The following is a 24,185-nucleotide window of genomic DNA, read 5'->3' on the forward strand; positions in this document are numbered from 1 at the left end:
TCCTTAAATTCCTTCTATATTGTATTCCTAAAAATATGGTTTAACATCCAAATTTATTATTTTACCTCCGAGAATACCGTTATTGTCTGAGCTCTTTCTATGCCAGGCATCTCTCGCAGTTTATCTAGGACAAAGTTTCCTATGGCTTCAGTTGATGATTCTCGTACCTTTATCAGCAGATCCCATTCCCCAGCGATTATATACACATTTTCTACCTCTTTAAACGTCGCTATCTTAGCTGCTAGATCCCTCTGTGAAATGCCATCCTTTGGCGTATAAGCCACAAGTATAAATGCAACTACAGGAATGCCGAGAGCCTTGTAGTCCGGTACTATTGTAAATTTCTTTATTATGCCACTCTTGATCATGTTCTGCATTCTCTCATATATCGTTACCCTCGGGATATCTAGTGTACGTGACATATCAGATATCTTGTCTCGGCCGTTTTCCATCAGGTAGTTAAGTATTTGGAGGTCTTTCTCATCCATATTTTATTATATCATAGATGTATTTAAGTTTAGTCATTATGTCTAATATGGCTTTTTGTATTTGACGTTAATTGACATATTGTTCTTTAGAAAGAGACAAAATTGATTAAGCATACTTTAATCTTCATTTTATGGAAGCAAAAGAAATAAGCGACCTTGTATATGAAGTGAATTCGCATTTAGAAAAGCCAGAACTGCAACGGGCATTGAAAATAGAGAGTTCTGTAAGATCTTATCTCTCCGATTACCTCAAAGGAAGAGGGTTTATTGAAGTCCCTCCAGTAATAATTTCAGTGCTTACAGATCCATTGAACCATCCGGTCTACGATCCTACGATCGACTATTATGGGTATAAATATTCGATCACTAAAAGCATGATATTCCACAAACATATTCTCACCAAGCACTTCGGCAAAATTTTTACCTTCTCTCCTAACATAAGGCTTGAAGAAGAAGACAAGGCAGAAACTGGAAGGCATTTATCCGAATTTACTCAGCTAGATCTCGAGATAAGGGATGCTACACGTGAAGATGTAATGTCATTAGGGGAGGAGATGATTGTTGAATTATTCTCAAAAATTAAAAAGACGCACTCCGATGACCTTAAGTTCTTTGGAAGAGATCTCCGTATTCCTAAGAAACCATTTGAAAGAATACGATATAAAGATGCAGAAAAAGAGTACGGAGGCGACTTCGAGAGTATACTCTCCAAAGAAAAGAAAGAACCTTTCTGGATAATAGATATCCCTTTGGAAAAAAGAGAATTTTATGACAGAGAAGACCCGCAGAGACCTGGTATACTAGTTGACATGGATCTGGTATACCCAGAAGGTTTCGGTGAAGCCCTGTCTGGAGGTGAGAGAGAGTATAAGCTGGATCGGATTATCGAAAGGATCCATAAAAAGAGGCAAACAGAAGAACAGTTCAAATGGTACATAGAATTTGCAAAAGACGGCCTATATCCTTCAGCTGGCTTTGGCATAGGCATTGAGAGGTTAACTAGGTACATATGCGGTCTCAGTAGAATAGAGGATGTACATCCATTTCCAAAGGTACCTGGAAAGCTTTCGCTATAAGCTATCCATCACACATAATTTTGTAGAATATTTTTAATGTAGAAATAGAATCGTTAAGAGAATATGTTTCGAATTTTTTTCTTTCATTTTTCCAAAGGTATTTTATTGCTTCCCCCTTTCCCATCCCATTGAGTGAAGGTATCATCTTTGCCTCAAGTTCACTTTTCCCAAGGTAAAGTGATATTGCATCCTCAAGCTTCATTATCTTGCCTGTCAAATTCTTGACTAAATACATAACGTCTAAAGTGTATGCAGAACCGAAGTATTCTCTGATATTCCAGAATTTGTAGTCTTTGAAGTTCCTTATCTTATAGGATATAAGAGGTATATCGTATCCTGTATGATTATATCCCAGTATTATTGCAGGTTTTACATTTCCCAGCAGTAAATCAAAATTCTGGAGAATAGTCTCCTCTTCCCCTTCAGATTCTGCCACAAACACATTGCAATTAAGATCTCCTGTACAATACGATATAGCAATTATATTTTCGTTGTTCAAAAACTTCCCGTCTTCTACAAGCGTCTCTATGTCGAATGATATTAACTCTGATTTCTTGATTTGTTTAACGAAAGCTCTTAAATTATCAGTGAGTTGAGACTGCACTGGATTTCGCCCTTTTCATATGACTTATGGATACTATCACGGCTGCAAGAAGGGAAGAAAGGCCCGATATAAGGAAGGATAAGCCTATCCCGTCTAAAAAGTCTGGTTTTACAGCATTAACTTGGGCTATCTTCACACCAAGGAATGCTGAGCTCAATGCTGATTCCGGAACTAATGCAGCGACTACTGAAAATACCATAGACATACCTATAACCGAACCTAAGTTAAGTATGACTGTCCTAAGGCCAGCAGCTGAACCTCTCTTATTTGGCGGGGCAGTAGACATAAGTATGGCATTGCTCGGTGTATAGAATATACCTATACCGAAACCAACCAGCGTAATGCCAATATAGAACGGAAGGGAAGCATCCCGTACGAAGAAGAGCATGAACGATCCGAAGAATGAAAGGAAGAGCCCTGCATAAATTAAGTGGTCTTCCATACCTTTGCGGTGGACTCTGCCCACGAAATATGATGCCAAACTCAAGGCCACAGCATAAGGCATTACCATCAAACTCGATGTTAAGGGACTCAATGATAGAGGCCCTTGAAGCATTATTATAGCTATAAGCAGTATCGAGTATCTAGTTATCGAGTTCAGGAAAGTTGAAATGGCTTGGACAGCAAACTCCCGGATCTTGAAAAGTGATATATCAATGAGGGAATTCTCAGATCTCCCTGTAAAATAGATGAATAGGATAAATGAAACTGCAATTGATATAATGTACGCAAGCCCAGAAAACGATATCCAATTGTTAGGCGGAGCAAAGGTCATGTATATTATTAGGAGAATGATGAATATCGAGAAGAATACGGATGGGAGCTTGGCAGCTTTTACCTGTCTCTTCTCTATGTCGTGTATTTTCAAAGACATAAAGTAGCCTGCTATACCGAACGGAACATTGAAGACAAAGACGTATCTCCAGTTAAGAACAGTGAGTATGCCGCCTACAAGCGGCCCGATTGCAGTGGCAAAACCTATTATTAAACTATTCGTGCCTATGGCCCATTTTAGCTCATCTTGCCTGAATGCATCAGCTATTATGGCTAAGCTATTTGAGAAGAGAAGAGAGCCACCGAGCCCCTGTATAGCCCTAGCGGCTATGAGCATGTCAATATTTATACTAGATGAGGCTAGCAGAGATCCTATTGTAAAAAATATGTATCCGAGCCCATACAGCTGTTTTCTTCCTATAAAATCAGAATACCTTCCAAATATTGGTGATCCGATAGTCATAACTAGGGGATAAATAACCAGCACCCAGATTATAAATAGAAATGTTGTGTGAAGGCTGATCATTATCGTTGGCAATGATATAAGAAGAGATGTACTGTTGATGACTGCAAGGAACGATCCTATGCTAGTAACTGATATTGCCAGTAGCTTATAAGCGCCATCCATCTATAGTTCTCCTTTATTATTCAGAGATTTCCGAATCTAGAGATTATATCAGATATACTATCCATATAGTCTTTAAATGCCCTAAGTATATCACGTGAAGTAACGACTCCGACCAGCTTGTTTTTTTCCATAACAGGGAGCCTTCTTATTCCGTTTTTGCTCATAATCTCCGCTACCTTGAAGGTTGGCGTATCAGGAGTTATAGAAATAATTGGTGAATTCATTATCTCCTCTACCCTTACATTCTTTGGGTTTAGGTCTTTGGATATGATCTTATTGATATAATCCCATTCTGTAACCATGCCTCTTATGCCTGTTTCATCCTCTACTATAAGAAAGCCAACGTGATCCTGAGCCATAACAACTGCCGCTTCATAAGCTGTCGTATCGGGCCTAAATGTCTTCGTATATTTTCTCATAATGTCCGAAGCGTAAAGTACCATGTTTCATAATCATTAAAGTCTATTTACAGATTTTTATAGTGAAAAAACCTGCATTTTTAGGAAAGAATAGTTAATCATAATGGGAATTAATTTTAAAGAATTCTTTGCGGATTTACCTTAAAATAAGTAAAAACGGATCGAAAATAACTTCATTCTAAATTATATACAATAAATAAGTACATAATTGTAGATACTCTAGATTCTAAGGTTGACCTGTACGTATATACTATACCGCTTATCTTGTAGAAATACCTACGAGGGGAAAAATATTCATACGTGAGACTTTAGCATATCGATAGAATAAACTGATTGATGATTCTCCAAGCCTGGAATTTTACATTGCATGCATTTTTTAAAAAAATGTGAAAGTTTCGTCCAATAACATAAGCTACTGTATACTTGCATTATAAAGTCCATTCGTTCTAACAAGAGATAGAAAATATTTAATATCATACCTCAATTATCGAATAGCCTTTTTAAAAGGAGTTGATATTATGAATCAGACTTTAGAAACTGGTACAACTACAGTTGGTATTACGCTAACAGATGCCGTAATCATGGCGACTGAAAGAAGAGTGACCATGGAGAACTTCATTATGCACAAGAACGGAAAAAAACTATTCCAAATAGACACTTATACTGGTATGACTATTGCAGGACTAGTTGGAGATGCACAGGTTCTTGTTAGATACATGAAGGCTGAACTTGAGCTTTACAGGTTGCAGAGAAGAGTAAATATGCCTATAGAGGCAGTTGCCACACTTCTATCGAATATGCTGAACCAAGTCAAGTATATGCCATATATGGTCCAATTGCTTGTTGGAGGGATAGATACTAGTCCTCATGTATTTTCTATCGATGCCGCAGGCGGTTCAGTTGAGGATATCTACGCCAGCACCGGTTCTGGATCTCCATTTGTTTATGGTGTACTGGAGAGCCAGTACAACGAAAAGCTATCCATAGATGAGGGTGTCGATCTCGTAATCAGGGCCATAAGCGCGGCTAAGCAAAGGGATTCGGCCTCCGGTGGCATGATTGACGTTGCCGTAATAACTAAAAAGGATGGCTACGTACAGCTGCCGACCGAGCAAATAGAGGCCAGAATCAAAAAGCTTGGTTTAATTTTATAAATATTTAATCGATTATTTTAAAGTTTAAAGGTGTACAAATTATGGGTTTTCGCGATTACCTGGCAGAGACCAGGCAAATATTTGATCGACTGTATCCAGACAATAAGATAACAGAGATAGACTATGAAGGCCCCACAATAGTCGTTTATACTAAAGATCCAGAATTATTTGCCAAGCGAGATGACCTTGCCAGGCAGATAGCGCAGGAGATAAGGCGGAGGATAGCTATAAGACCGGACCCTTCGATCCTTACGGCGGAGGATCAAGCTAGGGCAGAGATAGAAAAAATAATACCAAAGGAAGCTGGTCTTGAGGATATATACTTTGAAGGAGACACAGGAGAAGTAGTTATAGAAGTTGATGAACCATCCATAATAACTGCTAGGAATACTGAGTACGTACAAGAGATAAAGGCTAGGACACAATGGTCTCCTAGGATCGTCAGGGCCCCTCCAATGTATTCACACACCGTAAAGGAAATACGGGAATATATGAGGGACATCAAACAGGAGAGAAAGGAGTTTTTGCATAACCTTGGTGTAAAGCTCTCCGGGCCACCTCTTGTCGGCGAAACGTGGGTAAGATTGACAGCTCTTGGCGGCCACTCTGAAGTTGGCAGGAGTGCGACGCTCGTGTCTACCAAGAATTCAAAGGTTCTCATAGATTGCGGGATGATGAACGTCGGTCCAGACGCAGATCCGTGGGATGCTGCACCGTATCTATACGTTCCAGAGGTGCAGCCACTCAGCAGTATAGATGCAGTGATATTAACGCACGCGCACCTGGACCATTCGGGACTCCTTCCACTTCTCTTCAAGTACGGTTACGATGGTCCGGTATATATGACGCAGCCGACTAGAGATCTTGCAGTCCTCCTCCAGGATGATTATATAAAGGTAGCGAGAATGGAGGGCGGCAAGGTTCCGTACGAATCAAAGTATATACGTGAGGAGTTAAAACATACTATAACTCTCAGATACGGCGAAACTACGGATATAACAAGAGATATGCGGCTTACGTTTTATAATGCGGGCCATATACTTGGATCTGCATCCGTACATCTTCACATCGGTGACGGCTTATACAACGTAGTGCTCTCTGGTGACGTTAAGTTTGAGAAAACCTGGTTGTTCAATCCTGCCAACAACAAATTCCCTAGGGCAGAAACGTTTATGACCGAGTCGACTTATGGCGGTAGAGACGATTATTCCTTCACGAGAGAAGAAGCTACGGAAACTCTAGTGGATGTTATTAATAGGACACATGACAGAGGAGGATCGGTTCTTATTCCAGTCTTTGCGGTGGGAAGAAGCCAAGAAGTCATGATAGTTCTAGAAGACGCAATGCGAAACGGTAGGATCCCCCAGATGAACGTATACCTTGACGGAATGATAATGGAAGCTACAGCAATACATGCTGCTTATCCGGAATACCTCAACAAAGAATTGCGCGAGGCAATCATGGTTAGAAAGGAGAATCCCTTCCTAAGCCAAATATTTAAAAAAGTAGAGACAAGAGAGCAAAGGGAAGATATAGCTGAAGACCCAGAAAGCAAAGTTGTGTTGGCTACCTCAGGTATGATGAACGGTGGGCCGGTGATGGAGTATTTCAAAGCATGGGCAGGAAATCCAAAGCATACCCTTGTATTCGTAGGTTATCAGGCAGACGGTACAATGGGCAAGAGGATACAGAGTGGCGCTAAAGAAGTAACTATTAGCGAAGGCGGAAAAACCGTGACCTACCAAATCAATATGGACGTAGAGACAGCAGAAGGATTCTCTGGCCACTCCACAAAAAAACAGTTGTTAGCCTATATAGCTACTATGCAGCCAAAGCCGAAAAAGATTTTAGTTAATCACGGAGACAATGGAAAAACTGCAGAATTTGCCAGATTGGTGAGGCAAAGATTCAACATAGAAAGTTATGCCCTTAAAAATTTAGAAACGATAAGGTTGCTATGAATTTTCATTCCTTAATATTTATCGTTTACATCATAAATAATCTAGAGGCATAGCATTTTTACGAATCTATCGCCGAAACCTATATATATACACATCAAGATACACGCCTATGAACATAAAAACATTGGTAATTGCCGTCGCAATTTTTTCTGTAATCGGCTTTGCCATGACTAGCCTGGCTGCAACTTCAGCGCCAGCGAAGGATGTGGTAGCTGGAGATTATAAACTAGGCCTTGCAAATGGTCAGATAAACTATGTAAAGTATAACAATACTCTTATAATTTCTTATGGGTTCGTCAGCGGTTCTAATCTAAGCTCATATAATACGCCTATGTCCAAAGATTCCGGTTTTGGCATGCTATTTAACAATTCAGGTAACTTGAGCTATGCAAGCTTTGTAAACGGGAACAGCCTTGTTTTGGCTACTGCCGGCTCTGGAAGTGAATACATACAACTGAATTTCACATCTAATCTGACAGCTGCCAATTCAGATAGAGAATCCTTTATGGATCAGGATGTTGTATCAGCTTACTACTTGAACGTCGATGGCTACAACTTTACCGTAGTGTCTAACGGAAAAGTTACGAATAGTCACACGAATTATACATTCACAGTTCAGAGTAATCATTTCCCGTCATCAAATATCCTCTATGTATTAATAGTAAGCAATACAGGTGTCAACGGAATGTTCCAGCACTTCGAGCACATGCTACGCGGATACAAGTTCACCTACGATAAGACCACAGGCAACGTAACTGGAAGATACCTGTACTTCAACTTCTACCAAAGCAATGAGACTATACAAAATTTCTATGATAGGCTATCCGGGCTAAGGGTATTTAACAATGTAAGCGGCATGGGTAATGGGTCACTAAACTTTCCATTAACGTCTAGTGGGCCGTACGTCGGGAATATATTCTACTATGCTACATCGCCATACGCTTTGATGATCCACAACAACCCGACTCTGCAGTCTTCATTCATAGTAAAAAACGGTACAGTGATGTTTAATGTATCTAATGGCATTTCGCTCACGGAAAAGAATATAACTTTTAAAGCGAATGAAGAGTTTGAAGCAAATTCTGATGATATGGGTCTGGAACTGAACCAATCTGTATACGCTGGTACCTCCTTTGTATTCATGAACGCACCTCACTTCTATGCTATGATGACTTTTGTTAATGGCAACGTGTCAGTAAACAGTATGAATAATACTATAATATTCAAAACTAACAAGACTGGCTTTGTAAACTTTGTTTCGCCTCCAGGGCTTTCCAACGGAGTTAACAAAATGAAACCGATGCAGTACGCGTTAGAACGCGGTAAGCTGGGTCTTCAGATGGCCTTTGAAAAGGTTAATTCAACAATAAATAACTTTACCATAGCATACAATGCATCTGTTCACGCACTCGTGAAGTCTGTATCGTCTAACGGCATAGTCATAAACGTTAACTCATCTGAGACTTCAGGTACAGTCATCGCTGTTTACGTTACTAACAATGTGATAAACGCTTCGAGACTGATAGTAAAGTTCGATGGTTCTGCTGCGGTACAGGTATCCGCATCTGCACTCGTAAATGAAACCTCAACCACAACAGCCTACTATAATGTGACAGCTGACGGAAACGGATCCATGGTTCTAATTTACGTACCGCACTTCTCTGATCACACAATACAGATAGAACCTTACACGGCAGTACAGCAGTTCTCGTTGACGTATTACGCTGCTATAATAGTAGTTATAGTAGCCATAGTTGCGGCCATAGCTTACGTCTTTGTAAAACGCAAGAAATAATATTTTAATTTATAATTTTTTATTTAAATTATAAATTTACCGTCAGGAGATACTTTTTTCCAATCTTCTAAGAAACGAGTAAGGCCTTCATCGGTCTTTGGATGCTTTATCAGTAGTTTAAGTACGCTGAATGGTATCGTTACAACGTCTGCACCAATTATAGCTGCCCTCAGCACGTGAATTGGATTCCGCACAGAAGCGACAAGTATCTGTGTCTTTATGATGTAGTTGTTAAATATGGTCTTTATTTCGTCTATTATTTGCATCCCGTCTTGGCCTATATCGTCTAACCTTCCTACAAACGGAGACACATAAGTAGCCCCGCTCTTTGCTGCAAGAAGGGCCTGTATTGGATTAAAGACAAGGGTGCAGTTGGTTTCTATGTTTTCCTGGCTCAACTTTCTTATGGCTTTTAGGCCTTCGTCGGTCATCGGTATCTTTACAACTGCATTGTCGCCCAATGCGTGTATCTTCCTGGCCTCCTCGACCATGCCGTCTGATTTGGTGGAGACTACTTCGACGCTTACTGGGCCATCCACTATCTTCAGTATTTCCTTAATTATCTCTGCATATTTCTTGCTCCCGCCGGCTTCTTTTGATATAAGCGTGGGATTCGTTGTTACTCCATCAACAAGGCCTAGATCTATACCCTCCTTTATTTCGCTGATATTTGCAGTATCAAGAAATATTTTCATAGCTCTTTTCCTCCAAACTCTGGATAACATAGTCTATTATATCTTTAACATCCATGTGGAAATAGGAGAAAAGCTCCATAGCTTTTCCGGATTTTCCAAAAGTGTCACGCATACCGATCCTCTTCACAATAACTGGGTAGTTTTCGGAAACTACTTCGGAAACTCTGCTGCCGAGACCATTGTATATGGAGTGTTCCTCTGCGGTTATTATACGGCCGGTTTCTCTCGCTGCCTTTATTATGATATCTTTATCTATTGGCTTGACCGATGGCATGTTGATTATCCGTAAATCAATGCCCTTATCCTTTAAAGCGTTTGCAGCTTCTAGTGCCTTCGATACCATTATCCCATTTGCGATGACTGTTGCATCTGAGCCATCCTTTACAACATAGCCACGTCCAATCTTGAATTCGTAGCTTAAATCATTTATCACAGGGAATTTCTCCCTTGATAATCGGACGTAATGAGGATGTTTAATATTTTCTAAGTAATCGATTACACTTTTTGTCTCTACTGAATCGCTTGGGACAATTACGCTCATATTCGGGAGGCCAGACATTATCCCGACATCCTCGACGATTTGGTGCGTTGCTCCGTCCTCACCTACCGTTATGCCGCCGTGGGTTACTACAAATCTGACCGGCACATCGTTATAACATATAGATTGCCTTATTTGTTCATACGTTCTCATTAGGAATATTGCAAACGTTGAAACGAATGGCTTTTTACCGGAAATTGCAAGTCCAGCAGCTGTAGTGACCATTGACTGCTCTGATATACCCATGTTAAAGAACCTCTCTGGAAATTCCTTGGCAAAATACCCAGTTTTAGTTGATGAGGATAAATCAGCATCCAGGACAACTATATCCGGATCCTTTCTGCCGAGCTCAACAAGCTCTTTTCCATAAGTATCCCTTAAGCTCTCGGTTTTCATATCTGTTCACCAAGTTGCTTCATAGCTCTTTCAAAGAGCTCCTTAGACTCGGGCGGGCTTCCGTGGTACTTAGGGTTGTTCTCCATAAAATCTACCCCTTTACCTTTGACTGTATTTGCGATTATGAAGGTGGGTCTATCGGAATTTTTTGAAGCCTGTACAGCCTCATGTATTTGATCATAGTTATGTCCGTCGATTTCGATTACATTCCATCCAAAACTCTCGACCATGCTCTTTATGTCATGCATCGGCATTATGTCTTTTGTATAGCCGTCCAACTGTATGCCATTTTTATCCAATATAGCAGTTATGTTGTTGAGGTTATATTTATATCCAGCCATGAGCGATTCCCACACGTTCCCTTCCTCCATCTCTCCGTCTCCAAGAATCACGTAAACTCTGTATTGCATTCCATCAAGTCTTCCGGCTAGGGCCATCCCAACCCCTATTCCGAGTCCCTGCCCTAGAGAACCTGTGGAGACCTCAACACCAGGTACCTCCCTTGTTACGTGTCCTTCGAGGTGGGAATCTAGTTTCCTAAAACCTGAAAGATCGCTGACGGGGAAAAACCCGCGTATTGCTAATGTAGCGTAAAGGGCAGGAGATGCGTGCCCCTTGCTCAGAATTAATCTGTCTCTCTTTGGATCTTTAGGTTTATTTGGGTCAATATTCATCTCCTTAAAGTATAGCACAGTTAGAATGTCGGTCACACTCAAAGAACCACCTGGATGGCCACTCTGAGCATTGTAGACCATCCTGATTATCTCCCTCCTAATTTTGAGGGCTATATCGCTTAGGTCAATTTGGGTAGCTTCCATAATTATAACGGATGATCATAACATACCAATATATAAGCAAATATTTACGCAATAGTGAACTTTCTTGATCTTCAAAGGAAACACCGTATTTTGCTATATTACATCAATTCTATAACATTTTAAGACCACCGATTGAACGCTGAAGGTGATCTTAAATCGGATCTTTAAATAAAAATTCTTAGCCTATCCAGAGGTTATTGATGCCTTTGTTCCTCCGGTAATACAAAGAACACATCATGCCTAAGTTTCTCCTCATCCAGCGCGTTCAAAGGGTAGAATGGTGCCCTAGAATCGCCTGCGCTGTATCTCCTAAGTATTTTTATTAGAGAATAATAAGCTGACCAAGATCCATATTCATTAGCTATAGACAATACACTATTAATGTATTTCTGCAACTTGAACGATGCTTCAGCCTCAAACTTATCTGCTAGTTCTATGAAGGTCTTGGGCATAAAGTTTCCTGCAGCAGCAACAGATCCATCTACTCCACTCCTAAGTGCCTCATAGATACTATTGCTTGGGCCTGAAAGTATTATGAAGTCGTTGCCTAGATCCCTGTAGGAAAGCATGTGTGAAATATCAGCTATGGTATCTTTTACTCCAATTATATTTCCGCCTGCTTTGTTTATCTTTATCGCGAGAGAGGAATTAATATCGTAACCTGTGAATTTTGGATAATTGTATATGAAAGTTGGTATTATTTTTGAGATTTCGACGTAATACTTGATAAGCCATTCTTCGGGTATGCCTCCGAAATAGTATGGGGGCAGTGCAGATATGCCATATATTCCATTCTCTTTTGCCATTCTAGCAAGCTTAATGCTGTCTTCTAAGTTCATAGAACCAACCTGCATTATGGCCTTGTCGGCAAAATTAGATGAAAGTTTTATTAGATCCATTCGCTCGTTGATTGACAACGAAGGACCGAGGCCTGTTGTTCCGGATATAAAGACATAGTTTACGCCAACGGATAAAAGGGACATGCAGTGGTGGATAAATTTTTCCCCGTCTATCTTGCCTTCTTTGAATGGGGTGACAACTGGAACTATTTTAAGTTTCATATTTATCAAATCCAATCCTATGATAAATTATTTTCATTAGATATTTGATACTTCACCATATCCGACATGCGTTGATAGTGTAGTACCTAAAAATAAGCACTAATATGAGTTATGGATAAATAATTCTCATATTTTTTGGCTGCTTTTTTCTATAAAAAATTTAAACTATTTAAATACTTTTTCTTCTTCTAACCTGAAGTCAAGAGCATCTTTTTCGATATCTCTTCTAGACTCCCAGTAATCCGGATTAGTAAATTCCTTTAAGTACTCGTGCTGGATGATCATCTTCATGACCTCGCTACTCCCCGTCCAAATGAGGCCAAGCCTAGAATCCCTTAGCAAGCGCTCTATTGGATATACCGTTGTATATCCAATGCCCCCCATTATTTGCATGGCGTCATTGACTATCTTCCACATTGCCTCTGTAGAATGCAATTTTGCCATTGAAACAAGTTTTCTTGCATAGGATTGGGTTGTCTGTCCTTTCTCATAGAGATCAGCTGCCTTTGCTGCTGTATAAACAAGGGCTGAAGCTGACTGGAGTAGTGTAAGGCTCTCAGCCAACTTGAAGTTTATGCCCTCATGTTCAATTAGCTTAGATCCAAAAGCCTCTCTCTTTAGTGCGTAATCTGTGGCTACCTTCAATGCGGCGGTGCTTACGCCTAGCGATCCGGCAGCAGTGGTTAGCCTCTCAGGGATCATCATCCTATTGAATACTTCGTAGCCTCCGTTCAGCTCCCCTATTAGATTCTCCTCGGGCACCTCTGCATCCTTATATACGATCCTAGCAGTGCCTCCGCCCTTATTGCCCATAAGTCCGTATAGAGTCTCCACTTTTAAGCCAGGAGTGTCACGATCCACTATAAACGCACTGATGCCCCTTGTTCTAGATTTTGCATTAGGATCTGTTATGGCATATGTTACAAAAAAGTCAGCTCCTTTGCCCCCAACAATGAACCTTTTTTGCCCATTCAGTATATATTTGTTTCCTTTTTTTACAGCAGTTGTTTTCATCATTCCAAATAGATCCGATCCTCCTGAGGGTTCTGTGATTGCCTCAGCTCCATAAAGTTTTCCAGACGTGATGCCTTTTAGGTACTTTTCTTTCTGTTCATTCGTTCCATAACGATACATAGGTTCTCCTACGATAGTACCTAAAGAATACATGCAGCTGAGAGTGAATCCAAGGTAACCCATTTCCTCAACTGCGGAGGCCTCAGCGACCCAACTTGCACCTTTTCCTCCATACTCCTTTGGAAATCTGAGCCCAACAACTCCGTTTTTTGTTATGAAATCTATGAACTCTCTGGGAAAGGTCACTTCCTCTCTTTCAATCTTTCTTATCAGCTCGTGGGGTACTTCTTTCACAACTCTTCTACACAGATCTCTTATTTGTTTCTCTTCTTCGTTTAATAACATATCCTCCAATTCATTCACCTCCCAATAATTTTCTAAGCTCCTTCTTGTCGATCTTGCCTGTACCAGTTAACGGCATATTGTCTATTCTATAAAACTCATCGGGTATCCACCAACTCGATATCTTTCCGCTCTTTACTAAAGAATCGAACAAATCTTTTATATTGCGTACTAAATTGTCAAAGTCCTTATTAGATTTTACAAATGCTACAGGTCTTTCCACCCATTTATCATCCTTTCTAGGCACCACAGCTACCATTTCAACTCCAGGTACTCCTGATATGTAGCTTTCAAGCGTAGAGCTGGGAATAAATTCACCCCCACTCTTAATTAGGTCCTTGACACGATCGTCTATGCACAGATTGCCCATCTCATCGATATGCCCAGAATCACCAGGTCTAAACCAGCCTTCTACGTAAGCATTCTTTGTTTCAGTTTCGTCTGAAACATATCCATCAGGTAACCAAGGCGATCTGAAAAATATCTCAGGGGGAGCACCATCTGCTTTTACTATTTTTAACTCTGCCAAGGGTGATGGCGTTGAATATTTTGTTGAAATTTCGTATTTTCTTTCATCTTCAATTTTTCCATAGGCTTCGTTGATGGTTCCGATGGATGCGATCAATCCATCAGTAAAGCCATAAATAGAAGTCAATTCAATTTTCCTCTTTCTTGCTTCTTCAACTAGGCCGTTAGGTATGGGTGAACCTCCAATTAGAATTTTCATACCGGAAAGCACGGATTCATTATCGTTCGCCAATAGTGCATATAACATTGTTGGGACCATATTCATCCATGTTGCTTTTTCGGACTTAATTAATTTCAAAGTAGATATAGGATCAAATTTTCCTCCAAGAATGTACTTAGTTCCAATCATCGTTGATATAAACAAAGAACCCCATGACCATATATGATAGAATGGAATAAGAGGAAAAACTGTATCACCTGAATTAAGTCTTGCTAAGCCTTGGTAGGCGGAGAGAGAAGTAAGTATAGCCCATATAGCCGTTACAGTCTTTCTATGGGTATAACTGACAGCCTTTGGCATTCCGGTAGTTCCAGAAGTAAAAAGGATAGACATCTCTGTATCTTCGTCAAATTTAGGGGTAAAAACCTCTTCGCCATCATCTATGAGATCTTCGAACCGAGAAAAATCATCACTAGATACGTTAATTGTGAATATCTTTTTCTTGCTTAACAATCCTGCTTCAGCAAGTTTTTCAGCGATCGGAAGAAAGTCTTTTGATACTATTAATGCTTCGTCCCTCGCAGTTTTAATCGTTCTTGATATTTGTTCCAACGGAAGACGAACATTAATTGGATGAATGGACGATCCTGCAAAAGGTATCCCATACAAGGCTATGGCATACTCAATTGAATTCCAATCTAGAACTGCAATTCTCTTACCAGATAAATCACAGGAACTCAAGCCATTTGCAAGGCGAACGGAATCCTCAAAAAGTTCCTTGTAAGTGATCTTTCTCTGACCTTCGGTTAGGAACTCGTTAGGTTTTCTCAATAAGGTTTGATAAAATAATCTGTCAAGGGTCAGACCTGCGCCTTTGGCCATATTTATTATATTTAAATACTATACTTATTCCTTGTGTTATTATGGTTAATATAACATAATTATATGTATATGATCTATATTTATACGTCTTTCCCAAAAACTTCATTGCCTTTAATTTAAAATACAGACAATAAGCAGTTGTATTTAAATAATATTAAAAATATTTGTTAATTTCTGGCATTTCATTCAATTATTTTATCTACAATTTTATAATCTAATATTTTTCAGATATACAGGGAAATTAATATACTGCTATATTCGTCTATTTTCAGGAAAAAGCTATTTGCAATGTTTTTATCATTGTCATTTATAGTGTTGTTCCCGCTGTTAGTAGCTAAGTCATATATTAGTGAACATCACGTAATCAATGCAATAATAAAATCTGCGACTATTCTCCTTGAAACAAGCAGTAACGATAGTGTTAACTAGGCAGGCTATGCTGTTACTGGTATGAACATAACGAATGTTACCAGATCCTTTGTTGTAACCTATCTTGCATCAGTTATGTCATATCTTTGAACTGGTGGGAGCATCACTAATCGTGGAACCTGCTGCATTTACAAGCTTCAAATATGAGGTATTAACCATTGTTTCGTGACGGGCAACATGTGTAACATTCCTGGCTGGCATAGATAGATATAACAGCAACGTGGTTGAACAGGCAGACGGTTTGGTAGAATAGTATAAGTAGGGAGTTAGTTAAATTTTGTTGGGGAAGTCTGTGTTCCCCAAGCTAAAGGATTTGGGTTTTACTGCTTCCCCCGACCCCTAACTTACTCATAATTTCACATTGAACGGCAGCCAGAGATCATGAAAAACAATGCCACTGCCAACTATTGCATGAAGGAGTGTAGATATACTCAGAGATCCTATTCCAAATCCGATTATCATTCTCCATCTCATAAATGTAGCTGCACAAGGATGGAATAGAATTGAAGTTATGACATTTAGAATTATAAGTAAATAAACGAATTGTGTTATTTTCCTATAACAGACACTAAAGATAAAACTAATACCACTATGTTTACAGCTGAAACCCCCAGCCCAATGTAAAATGCGTAGCGCTTTGATCTCTTTTTACCACTATATAAGTTAATGTTTCCTGCATTACAGCTGCAACAGCGCCCAAATAAAGTGCAAATTCTAATGAATATTTGAATTCAATTTTACTGTACTGACCTATAAAAAGTTGGAGATTAAACCCGTGAATACCAAGATAGATAAGAGCTGCAATATTCTGAATTGTATCCTGTACAGACATAGCCACTAACATGAACAAAATTCCAGTGCCGATGGCTATTGGATCTCCTCTTGGATCAGCAACGTCGCGTAGCTTAACAACGTCACTCATTCAATTATTCAATTTTTAGGAAAGTCCTACTCTTTGGATGTCCGAAGATACATCCTCAACTACTACGGCGGTACCGTAGGCAACAATTTCAGTCATTACTTGGCCAATATCTGATGAATCGAACCTCAATTCTATGACAGCATTAGCACCAACCTGTTCAGCTGCATCTCTCAAGCGTTCCATTGCCGTATTTCTAGTGTCGGAAAGCATCTTTGAATATTCCTTTATTTCTCCACCAGCCAAGGATCTTAGCCCAGCCACAATATTTCCGCCAAGACCTCTACTCCTTACTGTTATACCCCATATTGTACCTATAATTCTGGTAATCTTCTTTCCTGGAATATAATTGGTTGTAACCATTATGATGTTATGTTCTTCATCCATTTAAATCACATTCTGTTCTAATATAAATTAGAACGTGTGCATCAACAAACAATTATATTAAAATTTTTCTTTTAAAAATAATATTTTCCAAGAAAGTCAGTTTTTTACACTATTTTACTACCTGGGTTAATTTCACCGACCTTTTTTAACTGCGGCTAAATCAGTTACTAATTAGATGTCTCATCGTAAATAATTTTCTCTTCCAACGCTATAATTTCTCTATTAATAGAATGATTATTATCTTGCAATCGCCTGGAACATGGGTCTTACGTTGTTGTCCATCTCCATTTAGAGTTGTTAACAGAATATATTTTATATAAATTAATAATTAAACTATTGGTATTTATCAGAAAGCGTATATGTATTTTCGGTGCATATAAGAACGGAAGGAGTATATAGGTGTAGTTAGGAATGGATGTCTCTGGCTTTGTCGAATGCCCGTTGACGTTTGGCTTCCTGCCATATTCTCCACATCTTTTGACTGCTTCACATCTTTACTTAACGCGACTTTAGTGTATCGTTTCGAACATGTGCGAAGACTTTTCTATGTGTTCGTAGTTACATTTACTTCTCTATCTGTAGTAATGGAAAAGGAATTACATTTCAATACTCTTAAAACAATAGTATGCGGATAATATCAGCTCATCCACATGCGGTACTCTTGCTTTTTGCCTTTTCTCATTATTTTCCTACAGGCTTTAACAAGTGAAACGCTTTATCGATTACATGCAAATAATAAGATGAAAGCAAATCGTATTTTTAATATCATTATAAACTTCCCTAGACGCAGAATTTGTTGATATAATATTCTTATAGATCATAATATCATCGTGAAATTACCCATTTCGGCAAATTCTTACATGATATTTTTTCAAATTATCGGATGTTAAGAAATTCTGTGCTATGGTCTTATAGGCATACAAAGATGCATACCTTTACTATACACGGATCTACTCGCGTTATTACATGATTTTTCATCATCTCACTCGAGGTATCGATCCCTTAAAAAATCAACAAAAATTGACAATATCATGTCCGGGAAATATTTATATAAAATAAAGAATTCCACGCATGGATTCGAAATAAGTAATGATGAGGGATGGAGTTCCCTATGATTGTCTCATTGAGACTGATAACTCCTGGACAGTAATTGATGCTTTAAGTATGTTACGACAGGAGTGATTGAAATGGTCTTTAATAGTATTTTATGGCCGGATAAGAAGGCCGAATCATTGTTTGATAGCGATCCTGATTTTTTTGCTGATCTCAATCTTGATATGATTATAGATGGAATAACTTCAGGCTATACAGATTATAATCTTAGGCCATTTTTTATCACAATGCCTAGGAGCTTAGATACAGTCAAATACAGGCAAGAGATCTTCAAGGATCTCCTAAATTCAGAAGTTTTTGCATTGATGAAGGATTTTTCAGAAAAAATGAATACCATCTATAAATGGGTTTCAACAGCTGATAGGCTTGGAGGCTATCAAAAGCAAGGATGGCTATTGGAAGCTGCTTTGTTTTACTTCAATACAATGGCGGACTTTTCATTGAAACTCGATAACTTGGATTTTAAGTCACAAGGTCTGTTAATGCTCAGAGAATATCTCAGAGAGTTAGTACATACAGACGCATTTATAGTGGCTTCAAGGGAGGCCAATACTGTAAAATCACTTTTATCTGCAATTAGATATGAGATGTTAATAGAATCTTCAAAGGTGACTATAAGGCGAGACAAGGGGAAGGATGACTACAACGAGATTGTTAAAAAATTGTTTGACAAATTCACAAATAGGAATGCCACGAGCAAAAGCCTGAAGCGTTTTTACGAAACCTCCATGAATCAAGTTGAAGCGGCAGTTTTGGAGCTTATTGCAAGATTATTTCCTGAAGAGTTCAAAGCGTTGTCTTCATTTTATGAGAATCACAAGAATTTCATCGATCCAACCACAGCTCAAATGTACCGGGAGCTACAGTTTTATTTGTCTTATATTGAGTATATTTCACCACTGGAGAAAACTGGACTAAAATTCTGTATACCTGAAGTAGGGACAGTTAGAGATATTTATTGTATAGAATGTTTTGACCTTGCCCTTGCCCAAAGGCTACTTCAGTCTGGATCCGTTGTAATTGCAAATGACTTCAGATTGTCCCGTAATGAAAATATCATTGTAGTGACAGGACCTAATAGTGGCGGTAAGACTACGTTTGCAAGATCAATTGGCCAGGTATTCTTTTTAGCTATGCTTGGTTTACCAATTCCGGGATCTAAGGCTAAGTTATTTCAAGTTGACAACATTTATACTCATTTCGAAAAATCAGAGGATCTTGAAAATCTAAGAGGAAAATTGGAAGACGATCTCATAAGAATGCGAAAAATACTTGATTCTGCCACGGAAAGGAGTCTGATCATAATTAACGAAATGCTCAGTTCTACAGCTTCGAAGGATGCAATTAGTATAGGAACAAAAATCATAGACCTTATAAATAAAAAGAATTCAATATGCGTTTATGTGACATTCTTCGAAGAACTTGCTAGGATAAGAGGTGTTATCAGTATGGTTAGTCAAGTTGATCCAATTGCACCAGAGATAAGAACATTTAGGGTTGTTAGAAGCGATCCGAACGGTCTTGCCTATGCTACTGCTATAGCAGAAAGGTATGGACTTACCTATAAAAAAATTATTGAGAGAGTGAGAAAATGAATGTAGATCTCCTTTTTAATGATACCGACGGAAGAGTTAATGAAAGCGTTCCTTGGAACAGCAATGATCTTGAAAAAGATCTCGATCTTGAAATTTTATATAATGTTATGGCTGGAAAGGACACATATGTTTTTGATGTATGCAGAAGAACTATACTCAATAGCGTCAATGATAAAAGTACAATAATATATCGCCAAGATGTATTGAAGGACGCAATTAGAAACCAAAACATAATTCGGAAAATTTATTCTACAATAGTAACTGCAGAATCAGAGGCAAAGAGGAGTTATTTCTGGATCAGCCGATCAAATCCTGAATTTGCCCTTCACGAATCAATATCAATTTTGAAAATATACTTAACTGCAATAGAAAATATCAGGGATGTTGGTAGAGAAGCGTTGCCTTTGCTTCATTCTAATGGCCTTAAGCAACTATTCACGATGATTATGCAAGAGTTTAACCATGAATACGTGGCTGAGGTGTTAAACCATCTGGAAATACTCCGTTTTCACAATGGTATATCTGTGCGTGGATCACTTGGCTTTGCAAATTCGTTAATAGGGTATAATCTGCTGATGCCGGATGCAAAGTCAAATAAAATTCTGGATAAGATATCTCTCATAAGAGAGCGCCACTATACTTACGTCCTTCCGGATAGGGATGAAATAGGGGCGCAGGAATTGGCAGATATGCGAGCTAAAAGTATACGGGAAACAGCGGCTATTTTAACCGAATCTGCACAAAACGTTTTGGCCTTTATAGATCGTATAAAAGAAGGCGTTGCATTTTATCTTGGCTGCCTCAATCTTCTTGATGAACTTACTAAAATTGGTGCACCTATTTCATTTCCTGTTCCAGAAAATAACGAAAATAATGGAATGTATTATACTGGCATTTACGATGTTGCGCTCTGCTTGAGAACTAAAACAGTTCCTGTTAGAAATTCACTGAGTGCAGAACATGACAGTATTATATTCATAACTGGTGCCAACAGAGGGGGAAAATCTACCCTTCTAAGGGCCATAGGACAGGCTCAACTGATGATGCAGTGTGGTATGTTTGTGGCAGCGGAATCATTCAGTGCATATATTGCAAGTGGTATCTTTACTCATTTTAAGAGAGAAGAAGATTCTGGCATGAGTATGGGAAAATTGGAGGAAGAAATGAATAGAATGAGCTTAATAATTGATCATATAAAGGCAGGAGGCAGGTTATTTTTAAATGAGTCGTTTTCATCAACAAACGTCAGGGAAGGATCCGAGATCGCCAAGCAGGTCATTAATGCCTTGCTGGACAGTGGAGTTAAAGTCATATTTGTTACTCATTTTAATGAGCTTGCAGAATCCTATCTCGGTAGTGTGTATAATCCGACATTTCTAAGAGCAGAAAGGCTTGATAACGGTAAACGTACTTTTAAGATACTGCAGGCAGATCCTATAACAACAAGTTTCGGGTATGACATATTTTTGAAAGTATTTGGAGAAAGCGCTAAAACATAAATACGCTGGTAGACGCAATGGGAAATAACGATAAATGTAATTTCAGTCTACTAAAAATCTTCGTTGTTTAGAACGTAGAGATTAAAATATTCAAAAATTTGATCAGCATAAAAAGGGATTTAATATAGTTGAAAATGATTTAAATGATTCCTTGAATAATTATAGAAAAATATGGTATTTTAAAATTAAGAATAATTATCACGCCTATAAATTTTATCCGTTTTGTATTTTTATATTTTGATTACCTGTACTTACCTTTAATGTGATTGACGAACCTTTTTTTGAATCTACCATTGAAACCTCAACATTATCTTTTTCCATAATAGAATTTATATTTGGCCTAGAATTTGGTGTGAATATTTTTGTGGCTCTTTCGACTCATCATTGACTTTAACAATTATAAATTTCATCGATTCCAATGATCTGACAGTAATAATATTAATTCAATAGTTTCTATTTAAAAAAATGCTACGTTTAACATTTGTATAAATAAAATACATTTTAACTCTCATGATTTATAAGCCAAAATAGTTTAATTGTTACGTTGATTAACTATAATTATACTGACAGTCCATGCCAAGGTAGAAAGTTGCGGCATTCAGAATGGCCTAATCGTTCCACTTGAATATATTAAAATAATTAAATACAAATGTCAATATTTCTGTAAACATCAAATTTTTCGTAAACGCCATTATTTCGCTGTAGCTTCATCGTCCACGCAATAAAATAAAGTTATTTTTTATGTAGAAAACTCAAAAATGATACAATTTTTGTCTCTTATCTTCGTTTTAGCAATTTTTGCCAACTAATTTTTTGTAATATTGTGAAATGCAACGTCTATGGAAAGTGAAAGGAACAAAATAGAGCACCCAGGAAATTCGGAATCGCAGACTCAACAAAAAATACTGGAAAGTTCTAAGGTTTTGATACCCGAATGGGCGTATACATTCCACGGACATAAATGCCCGTACATGCCTCTTGGTTACAGGGCCGGGCTTTATGCTATGAAATTGCTGAAGATAGATCGAGAAAAAGACCATAAAACGTTAATTTACTCAGAGATGAGCGAGAAAGATTTGAACGGTTGTTTTAATGACGGGTTACAGGCCGCTACTGGATGCACTTATGGTAAAGGGCTGTTGAACCTGCTTGGTTATGGAAAACTTGCATTGATACTATATCGTAAGGACAAAGGAGCAGTAAGGGTACACGTTAGGGACGAAATTATGGATGAACTCTCATCCCGTGCAACTGAGTTCTTCAGTCTCAGGAAAAGTGGTAAGGAACCCTCTGAGATACCTGATGAATTTATAGATCCAATAATAAATGATTGGATGCCTAGCCTTTCCGATGAACAGATGTTTGAATATAAGTTCATCAAGGATTTTCATCCCATACCTGCTAAGAAGAGTGGTGTAAAGAAGAAATGCGATCAATGCCACGAATACGTCTACGAGATCGATCTTGTGCCCTCAGAAGGAAAACTCATCTGCAAACCAGATTATTATAACGTGGATGAAAATCACCCAGTGAAATTTTAAATTACATTTTAGCAAAATTTGCTCTAATGTGCGGCGTTCATGAGTTTATGGTAAAGGTGTGATTATAATGAGGCCTATTCAAGAAATATCCGATAGATATAATGGATTTAACATTTTTAGACACGTGGAAACAGAAGTGCGAACTACTTATGCAATCAGAAAATTTAATGGTACAGTTATAAGCGATATATTTCATCGGGTCCCAAAAGACTATTCTGTTCGTGAGTTTTCTAGCAACTTATGCTACATTTTTCACAAGAAAACTATTGTAAAAATAGCGAGCAATGATTTTGCCGAATCTATGAGTGGAAATTATGTAAAAATATCAAATGGTAAAAATATGTACGCATCTTGCTATGAAATTTAAAAAAACAAAGGGAGATAGAGATGAGTCTATTTTTCTTAATTATATTTATTATAACCTGGATACTTTCTGCATTGTTTGCAACGGCAGGTGTAGGGGCTGCTAACACGCTAATACCCATATATTATTCCATGGGCATACCGTTTTCAATAGCAGCTGCAGCGGGACTTTTATTAAACGTATTTTCATTATCTTCAGCTACTGTAAACAACGGAAAAAGAGATAGGGTATTATGGAAATTAGGTATTATATTCTTAGCGCCCGCAGTTATCATGGCTCCCATGGGTGCACTTGTAGGAATTCATACTCCAAGGAAGGTATTACTCTGGATGTTTGTAATGTTCTTAGGATACACTTTATATAATTTGATAAGAGGAAAGGCGAAAGGAAACTCAGATAAATTTTCTGTTAATGCTAAAGGCTATGCTCTTGGTGTATTAGTAGGAGCTATTGCGGGATTTCTTGGTGGTTTACTAGGCGTAGGAGGAGGAATGATAATTTTACCTGTTTTAGCGCTAATAGAAAAAGATTATAAGAAAGTGTCAGCTACTGCAGGATTTATCGCTTTATTTAGTTCAGCAAGTGGTTTTACTAGTTACCTGTTCTTATTGAAGGGAATAAGTTACAATCTATGGCTGATAATATTGATAGGTGGAATTTTAGGAGGATTTACAGGATCATATTTAATGAACAAGATGAAGACAATTTACGTAAAATACACAATAATATTAATAATAGCGTTCGTACTGATAAAGATACTAGTGGGAATAATTTGAACATTAAAATTGCAAGATTATAGTCAAACCTTAATCCATTCATTTTTATATAGACGCCGTCTATCTACTTTCTTATATCCGTTGTCTTTGATGTTTAGCTTAATGCTTTCCCTCCCCTCCAAGCACCGTTCCTATCTTACATTGACCTGCGCAACAGAAGTGCCGCCAT

The 24,185-nt window shown here is 38.3% G+C and carries 20 protein-coding genes; 8 read left to right on the plus strand and 12 right to left on the minus strand.

The genetic code is table 11. From position 1 onward, the window contains the following. Positions 1-56 precede the first annotated feature (56 nt). Positions 57-488, minus strand: a complete 432-nt coding sequence (locus tag TVG_RS03455) for an Lrp/AsnC family transcriptional regulator (protein ID WP_010916916.1) — start codon at positions 486-488, stop codon at positions 57-59. Between the two features lie 131 nt (positions 489-619). On the opposite strand from TVG_RS03455, the gene TVG_RS03460 reads away from it, so the two are divergent. After that, the gene (locus tag TVG_RS03460; protein ID WP_010916917.1) at positions 620-1,564 is read left to right on the plus strand and encodes an asparagine synthetase A; all 945 of its coding nucleotides are present in this window, start codon (positions 620-622) and stop codon (positions 1,562-1,564) included. A gap of 1 nt (position 1,565) precedes the next feature. Here the strand turns inward: TVG_RS03460 and TVG_RS03465 are convergent, their stop codons facing one another. From TVG_RS03465 to TVG_RS03475, 3 genes are read right to left on the minus strand one after another with little or no spacing between them, the layout of a single operon-like run. Beyond that, a complete protein-coding gene (locus tag TVG_RS03465) occupies positions 1,566-2,168 on the minus strand; it encodes a 3'-5' exonuclease (RefSeq protein WP_010916918.1) in 603 nt (200 codons plus the stop codon). Then, a complete protein-coding gene (locus TVG_RS03470; RefSeq protein ID WP_010916919.1) occupies positions 2,149-3,570 on the minus strand; it encodes an MFS transporter in 1,422 nt (473 codons plus the stop codon). Before TVG_RS03470 ends, TVG_RS03465 begins: the two co-directional genes overlap by 20 nt. 20 nt (positions 3,571-3,590) lie before the next feature. Then, complete coding sequence (locus TVG_RS03475) at positions 3,591-4,013, minus strand: CBS domain-containing protein (protein ID WP_010916920.1); 423 nt, start codon at positions 4,011-4,013, stop codon at positions 3,591-3,593. Between the two features lie 494 nt (positions 4,014-4,507). Here TVG_RS03475 and psmB point away from each other — a divergent pair, with 494 nt between their 5' ends. From psmB to TVG_RS03490, 3 genes are all read left to right on the plus strand, one after another. Then, positions 4,508-5,143 carry an archaeal proteasome endopeptidase complex subunit beta gene (gene psmB, locus TVG_RS03480; protein ID WP_010916921.1) on the plus strand — a complete coding sequence of 212 codons (636 nt, stop codon included), beginning with the start codon at positions 4,508-4,510 and terminating at the stop codon, positions 5,141-5,143. A 41-nt stretch (positions 5,144-5,184) separates the two neighbouring features. Further along, positions 5,185-7,104: a beta-CASP ribonuclease aCPSF1 gene (locus TVG_RS03485; RefSeq protein ID WP_010916922.1), complete on the plus strand. Its 1,920-nt coding sequence runs from the start codon at positions 5,185-5,187 to the stop codon at positions 7,102-7,104. 109 nt (positions 7,105-7,213) lie between these two features. Beyond that, entirely contained in the window at positions 7,214-8,899 is a 1,686-nt protein-coding gene (locus TVG_RS03490; protein ID WP_010916923.1) for a hypothetical protein, read from the plus strand. A 23-nt stretch (positions 8,900-8,922) separates the two neighbouring features. Here the strand turns inward: TVG_RS03490 and fsa are convergent, their stop codons facing one another. The 8 genes from fsa to TVG_RS03530 form a co-directional block, all read right to left on the minus strand. Continuing rightward, a complete protein-coding gene (gene fsa, locus TVG_RS03495; protein ID WP_010916924.1) occupies positions 8,923-9,594 on the minus strand; it encodes a fructose-6-phosphate aldolase in 672 nt (223 codons plus the stop codon). Next, positions 9,578-10,528 (minus strand): transketolase family protein, encoded by a 951-nt coding sequence (locus TVG_RS03500; RefSeq protein WP_010916925.1) that lies wholly within the window; start codon positions 10,526-10,528, stop codon positions 9,578-9,580. The genes fsa and TVG_RS03500 overlap by 17 nt, the downstream gene beginning before the upstream one ends. Next, a complete protein-coding gene (locus TVG_RS03505; protein WP_010916926.1) occupies positions 10,525-11,346 on the minus strand; it encodes a transketolase in 822 nt (273 codons plus the stop codon). Before TVG_RS03505 ends, TVG_RS03500 begins: the two co-directional genes overlap by 4 nt. Before the next feature lie 194 nt (positions 11,347-11,540). Next, positions 11,541-12,407, minus strand: a complete 867-nt coding sequence (locus tag TVG_RS03510; protein ID WP_010916927.1) for a dihydrodipicolinate synthase family protein — start codon at positions 12,405-12,407, stop codon at positions 11,541-11,543. A 165-nt stretch (positions 12,408-12,572) separates the two neighbouring features. Continuing rightward, entirely contained in the window at positions 12,573-13,826 is a 1,254-nt protein-coding gene (locus TVG_RS03515; RefSeq protein WP_010916928.1) for an acyl-CoA dehydrogenase family protein, read from the minus strand. Positions 13,827-13,836: 10 nt separating this feature from the next. Next, entirely contained in the window at positions 13,837-15,393 is a 1,557-nt protein-coding gene (locus TVG_RS03520; protein WP_010916929.1) for an AMP-binding protein, read from the minus strand. A 1,024-nt stretch (positions 15,394-16,417) separates the two neighbouring features. After that, complete coding sequence (locus TVG_RS03525) at positions 16,418-16,744, minus strand: hypothetical protein (RefSeq protein WP_048053948.1); 327 nt, start codon at positions 16,742-16,744, stop codon at positions 16,418-16,420. 15 nt (positions 16,745-16,759) lie between these two features. After that, positions 16,760-17,128 (minus strand): YbjQ family protein, encoded by a 369-nt coding sequence (locus TVG_RS03530; RefSeq protein ID WP_010916931.1) that lies wholly within the window; start codon positions 17,126-17,128, stop codon positions 16,760-16,762. A gap of 1,232 nt (positions 17,129-18,360) precedes the next feature. Between TVG_RS03530 and TVG_RS03535 the strand changes: the two genes are divergently transcribed. The 4 genes from TVG_RS03535 to TVG_RS03555 all read left to right on the plus strand — a co-directional run bounded on the left by TVG_RS03535 (position 18,361) and on the right by TVG_RS03555 (position 24,016). Further along, entirely contained in the window at positions 18,361-19,836 is a 1,476-nt protein-coding gene (locus TVG_RS03535; RefSeq protein WP_162009532.1) for a MutS-related protein, read from the plus strand. Next, a complete protein-coding gene (locus TVG_RS03540) occupies positions 19,833-21,335 on the plus strand; it encodes a MutS-related protein (protein ID WP_010916933.1) in 1,503 nt (500 codons plus the stop codon). The genes TVG_RS03535 and TVG_RS03540 overlap by 4 nt, the downstream gene beginning before the upstream one ends. An 839-nt stretch (positions 21,336-22,174) precedes the next feature. Continuing rightward, positions 22,175-22,876: an FmdE family protein gene (locus TVG_RS03545; protein WP_156769062.1), complete on the plus strand. Its 702-nt coding sequence runs from the start codon at positions 22,175-22,177 to the stop codon at positions 22,874-22,876. Between the two features lie 387 nt (positions 22,877-23,263). Continuing rightward, the gene (locus TVG_RS03555) at positions 23,264-24,016 is read left to right on the plus strand and encodes a sulfite exporter TauE/SafE family protein (RefSeq protein WP_010916935.1); all 753 of its coding nucleotides are present in this window, start codon (positions 23,264-23,266) and stop codon (positions 24,014-24,016) included. Positions 24,017-24,185 lie beyond the last annotated feature (169 nt).

Origin of the sequence: Thermoplasma volcanium GSS1 (genome assembly GCF_000011185.1) — an archaeon.
GTDB lineage: Archaea > Thermoplasmatota > Thermoplasmata > Thermoplasmatales > Thermoplasmataceae > Thermoplasma > Thermoplasma volcanium.

What these genes read in the sequence shown, in the direction of transcription:
- TVG_RS03545 (WP_156769062.1), top strand. Translation starts at nt 22,175, where the DNA reads ATGGAAAGTGAAAGGAACAAAATAGAGCACCCAGGAAATTCGGAATCG.
- TVG_RS03460 (WP_010916917.1), top strand. Translation starts at nt 620, where the DNA reads ATGGAAGCAAAAGAAATAAGCGACCTTGTATATGAAGTGAATTCGCAT.
- TVG_RS03525 (WP_048053948.1), bottom strand. Translation starts at nt 16,744, where the DNA reads ATGAGTGACGTTGTTAAGCTACGCGACGTTGCTGATCCAAGAGGAGAT.
- TVG_RS03510 (WP_010916927.1), bottom strand. Translation starts at nt 12,407, where the DNA reads ATGAAACTTAAAATAGTTCCAGTTGTCACCCCATTCAAAGAAGGCAAG.
- fsa (WP_010916924.1), bottom strand. Translation starts at nt 9,594, where the DNA reads ATGAAAATATTTCTTGATACTGCAAATATCAGCGAAATAAAGGAGGGT.
- TVG_RS03470 (WP_010916919.1), bottom strand. Translation starts at nt 3,570, where the DNA reads ATGGATGGCGCTTATAAGCTACTGGCAATATCAGTTACTAGCATAGGA.
- psmB (WP_010916921.1), top strand. Translation starts at nt 4,508, where the DNA reads ATGAATCAGACTTTAGAAACTGGTACAACTACAGTTGGTATTACGCTA.
- TVG_RS03555 (WP_010916935.1), top strand. Translation starts at nt 23,264, where the DNA reads ATGAGTCTATTTTTCTTAATTATATTTATTATAACCTGGATACTTTCT.
- TVG_RS03520 (WP_010916929.1), bottom strand. Translation starts at nt 15,393, where the DNA reads ATGGCCAAAGGCGCAGGTCTGACCCTTGACAGATTATTTTATCAAACC.
- TVG_RS03515 (WP_010916928.1), bottom strand. Translation starts at nt 13,826, where the DNA reads ATGTTATTAAACGAAGAAGAGAAACAAATAAGAGATCTGTGTAGAAGA.
- TVG_RS03540 (WP_010916933.1), top strand. Translation starts at nt 19,833, where the DNA reads ATGAATGTAGATCTCCTTTTTAATGATACCGACGGAAGAGTTAATGAA.
- TVG_RS03505 (WP_010916926.1), bottom strand. Translation starts at nt 11,346, where the DNA reads ATGGAAGCTACCCAAATTGACCTAAGCGATATAGCCCTCAAAATTAGG.
- TVG_RS03485 (WP_010916922.1), top strand. Translation starts at nt 5,185, where the DNA reads ATGGGTTTTCGCGATTACCTGGCAGAGACCAGGCAAATATTTGATCGA.
- TVG_RS03490 (WP_010916923.1), top strand. Translation starts at nt 7,214, where the DNA reads ATGAACATAAAAACATTGGTAATTGCCGTCGCAATTTTTTCTGTAATC.
- TVG_RS03475 (WP_010916920.1), bottom strand. Translation starts at nt 4,013, where the DNA reads ATGGTACTTTACGCTTCGGACATTATGAGAAAATATACGAAGACATTT.
- TVG_RS03455 (WP_010916916.1), bottom strand. Translation starts at nt 488, where the DNA reads ATGGATGAGAAAGACCTCCAAATACTTAACTACCTGATGGAAAACGGC.
- TVG_RS03500 (WP_010916925.1), bottom strand. Translation starts at nt 10,528, where the DNA reads ATGAAAACCGAGAGCTTAAGGGATACTTATGGAAAAGAGCTTGTTGAG.
- TVG_RS03530 (WP_010916931.1), bottom strand. Translation starts at nt 17,128, where the DNA reads ATGGATGAAGAACATAACATCATAATGGTTACAACCAATTATATTCCA.